The sequence below is a fragment of the Kitasatospora sp. NPDC001225 genome, from assembly GCF_053597855.1.
The window spans coordinates 1-3,464 of the sequence record NZ_JBSFJC010000299.1 but is presented as its reverse complement, the minus strand read 5'-3'; the positions used below and the strand labels follow the sequence as shown (position 1 = coordinate 3,464).

Below are 3,464 nucleotides of genomic sequence, written 5' to 3'. Positions count from 1 at the left end.
GGCATCGCCCGCGGCCAGCCGGTAGAAGGGCCGGGGCAGCTTGGTCGTGGCGAGTTGCGGTGCATCCAGTGCGGTGTCCGGCACGGTATTCCCCCCGGGGACGCCGTAGGGCGGCTCAGTGTGACATTGCACCGCAACCTAGAGGTGACCGGTCCGTAGATCAATACCGAGATCGTCTCCTGTCCGAAAGATCGTGAACTCGGCCGACTTACTGTCACCTTTTACGCCACGCTGGCCAGTTGTTGGCGTACGGACGGGAGTGCGCTCCGGGTGGGGGCGGGCGCGGGGTGGGATCAGCTGCGGCCGAACAGCCTGCCGAGCCAGCCCTTGCCCTTGCGGCCCTGCTCGACGCAGTCGCACCGGGCGGACTTCGGCACCCCGGCCAGGACCTGCTCCACGTGCATTCCGCACCCGGCGAAGCCCGGCTTCCCGCAGGTGCGGCAGGCGACTCGTCGGCACATGTCGTGCTCCGTTCTCCGGGCTCCCAGGGGCGGAGCCATGCCGCCAATATACCCCACCCCGTATTTGTGATGTCGGATTCGTCCGGCCGCCGGGGTCGGAGCGGCGGCGGGGCGAAGCCGTGGTGCGGGGAGCGGAGGGGAGGGGGCCGTCAGGCCGTCTCGGGGCGGGCCGGCGGGATCGCGTAGGTCAGCGTGGCGCTGGCCACCAGGACGTCGTCGGCGTCCAGCAGTTCGGCCAGCACCACGCACAGCCGGCGCCCGAACTTGGCCGTCCTGGCGTGCACGCGCAGCGCCCCGGGCCGCGGCCGGTTGAGGAAGCTGATCTGCAGCGAACTGGTCAGCGCCATCAGGGTGGGCCCGAGCCGGGCGTTGATCAGGAGGAACGCGGCCAGGTCGCACAGGCCGGCCTGCTCCGGGCCCGAGATGGTGCCGCCCGGGCGGGTGCGCAGCCGGTCGCCGTCCACGGCCATGGTGAGGGTCCGGCCGTCCACCCCGGTCACCCGGCAGGCGGCGTAGTCGGGGAACTGGCCGGTGATCAGGTCATTGAGCTGATCGGGGCCCAGGAGGACGTCGACGGTGGCGACCGCCGTGTTCAAGTCGGTGGTCATGGGGCTCAGCGTAACCGTCTGCCCGGTGGTGCGCCCGGGGCGGTCCAGGCCCGCTTCCGGCCAGCTTCGTTTGCCGTGGTCAACCGCCAAGATCCGTTGCGGCCATGATAATTGCGCATGTCCTGGCGGTGTCGTGGCGGCCGGAACCGGCCGCTCCGGTGCCGTCCGGTGGCCGAATCCGCTCGGCACGATTCGTAAGGGACCTTGTTCGGCCCAAAATGCAGCACCTACTCTCCGAGGAAGTTCAGCGGAGCCGATGCGGAACTCCGCCGGCCGCTGGGGGGCGGCGTCATTTTCCTTGTGGTCGTCAGGGGCCTCGGTGGAAAACGGGCCCCCACCCGTTCATGCCCGACCATGTCCTGCTTCAGAGTCCTGCTTCAGAGACGGGGTGTTGCGCCATGGGTATTTCCATTCTGGACGACGAGGCGGTGGTGGTCCGTACTCCCGACGAGTTCCTGGCGATGCCGGAGGAGTACCGGGAGATCGCCATCCGCGGCATGGTGGTCAACACCGAGGGGGAGCTCTCCGGCGGCGACGACTACGTGCAGGTCTTCCTGCCGCTGGCCCCCGACGCGGAGGAGCGGCAGGTCTGCGCCGAGCGCGCCGCCGAGGAGTACGACCACTACAAGATCGGCAAGCGGGTCCTCGCGGAGGTCGGCGTGGACACCACCTACATGGAGAAGCAGACCCTGGCCGACCGGAACCTGTTCCGCGCCCAGGAGTTCCACACCTGCACCACCTGGGCCGAGCGCGGGATCTTCTCCTACATCGGCGAGGAGACCGCGATGGTGATGATCTCCGAGTTCGCGCAGAGCAGCTACCGGCCCTGGGCCGACGCGGTGCGCACGATCATCCTCGACGAGAAGGTGCACATCGCCCACGGCGCCCGGGTGTGCCGCAACCTCGCCGCCACCGACGACGGCCGCGAGCAGCTCCAGCAGGCCCTGGACCGGCTGTGGCCGACGTTCATCCGGATCTTCGGCAGCCCGCGCTCCGAGCGCGCCAGGCTGGCCGTCCGCTTCGGCCTGCGGCAGACCACCAACGGCGAGGCCTGCGACCTGTGGCGGGAGAAGGTCACCCCGCGCATCAAGAACCTGGGTCTGCGCCTCCCGGAGTAGCGGGAACAGCAGCACGCCGATCCCGCCACTCCCGAGGAGCCCATCGCCATGGCAACACCCGTCACCATCGAACAACGCCCGCTGAGCCGACGCGAGGCCAAGGCGCGCACCGCCGAACTCATCGCCGACCGGCCCGACCTGGCCGAACGCCTGCACCGGCTGCGCCGGCTGGGGCGCGAGGTCCGCTCCTGCGAGGTCCACCTCACCAACACCTGCAACATCCGCTGCAAGGGCTGCTGGTACTTCGAGGGCGGCTTCGACACGGCCGTCAAGGAGCTGTCCGACCTGGACCGCATCCGGGCCTTCGCCCGCAAGCTGGCGGACGACGGCGTCAACCAGGCCACCCTGATCGGCGGCGAGCCCACCCTCGTCCCGCGCCGGGTCGAGGCCTTCGTCGAACAGCTGCCGTACATCACCATCTCCACCAACGGCCTGCGCCCGATGCCCAAGCAGGGCTTCGAGAAGATCGCCATCGCGGTCAGCATCTTCGGCGGCGGCCCGCTCGACGACGACCTGCGCGCGATCCGGGTCAACGGCTCCAAGTTCACCGGCCTGTTCGACACCGCGCTCAAGCACTACCGCGACGACCAGCGGGTGCTGTTCATCTACGCGCTCTCCGAGGCCGGGGTCGAGCACATCGAGCCCACCGTGCGGAAGATCGCCGAGAACGGCAACATCGTCACCTTCAACTTCTACAGCGAGCACGGCACCGAGACCCCGCTGAAGATCGCCAACGAGCAGCGGGTGCTGGACGAGGCGCAGCGGGTCAAGGACCTGTACCCGTAGGCGGTGGTGAGCCACCCGTACTTCATCCGGACCCTGGTCACCGGCCGGACGCACTGGGGCGGCCGGTTCGGCTACGACGTCTGCCCGAGCCTCAGCGTCGACGCCCCCGAACACGAGGACCGCGTCGCCAACGGCAACCCGGTCATCCCCGGCTTCAACGTCTGGGGCGCCGACTACGAGTCGCTCCAGTTCTGCTGCACCTCCGGCGACTGCGGCGGCTGCCGGGACAGCCAGGCCGTCTACAGCTGGCTGGTGGTCAGCGCCAACCGCTTCCTGGACGACGCCGCCCGGCTGGAGCAGTGGCTGGACATCGCCGAGAGCTACTGGCAGCAGTGGCACTGGTCCCCGTACCACGCCACCAAGGCCGGCCCGGCGCTCTGAGCCCGCCCCCCTGCCCGCCGCCCGTACGGCACCGCCCGTACGTCCCTGTCAGGGTCAGTGAGTAGAGACCGGCGGTCAGTACGCCACGGCGTGAGGGGTCCATGTCGGAC

Annotated in this window: 5 protein-coding genes; 3 read left to right on the top strand and 2 right to left on the bottom strand. The window is 69.6% G+C overall.

What is annotated here, in order from left to right; genetic code table 11:
• Nucleotides 1-293 precede the first annotated feature (293 nt).
• Together ACWDCZ_RS39505 and ACWDCZ_RS39500 are read right to left on the bottom strand one after the other, a co-directional pair.
• Nucleotides 294-461, bottom strand: coding sequence for a hypothetical protein (locus tag ACWDCZ_RS39505; protein WP_449818487.1), 168 nt, complete (start codon nucleotides 459-461; stop codon nucleotides 294-296).
• A 149-nt stretch (nucleotides 462-610) separates the two neighbouring features.
• Complete coding sequence (locus ACWDCZ_RS39500; protein WP_449818486.1) at nucleotides 611-1,069, bottom strand: PaaI family thioesterase; 459 nt, start codon at nucleotides 1,067-1,069, stop codon at nucleotides 611-613.
• Nucleotides 1,070-1,467: 398 nt separating this feature from the next.
• Here ACWDCZ_RS39500 and ACWDCZ_RS39495 point away from each other — a divergent pair, with 398 nt between their 5' ends.
• From ACWDCZ_RS39495 to ACWDCZ_RS39485, 3 genes are read left to right on the top strand one after another with little or no spacing between them, the layout of a single operon-like run.
• Nucleotides 1,468-2,187: a Phenylacetic acid catabolic protein gene (locus ACWDCZ_RS39495; protein ID WP_181970378.1), complete on the top strand. Its 720-nt coding sequence runs from the start codon at nucleotides 1,468-1,470 to the stop codon at nucleotides 2,185-2,187.
• Nucleotides 2,188-2,235: 48 nt separating this feature from the next.
• Nucleotides 2,236-2,973 carry a radical SAM protein gene (locus tag ACWDCZ_RS39490; RefSeq protein WP_449818485.1) on the top strand — a complete coding sequence of 246 codons (738 nt, stop codon included), beginning with the start codon at nucleotides 2,236-2,238 and terminating at the stop codon, nucleotides 2,971-2,973.
• A gap of 3 nt (nucleotides 2,974-2,976) precedes the next feature.
• A complete protein-coding gene (locus ACWDCZ_RS39485) occupies nucleotides 2,977-3,354 on the top strand; it encodes a hypothetical protein (RefSeq protein ID WP_449818484.1) in 378 nt (125 codons plus the stop codon).
• Nucleotides 3,355-3,464 lie beyond the last annotated feature (110 nt).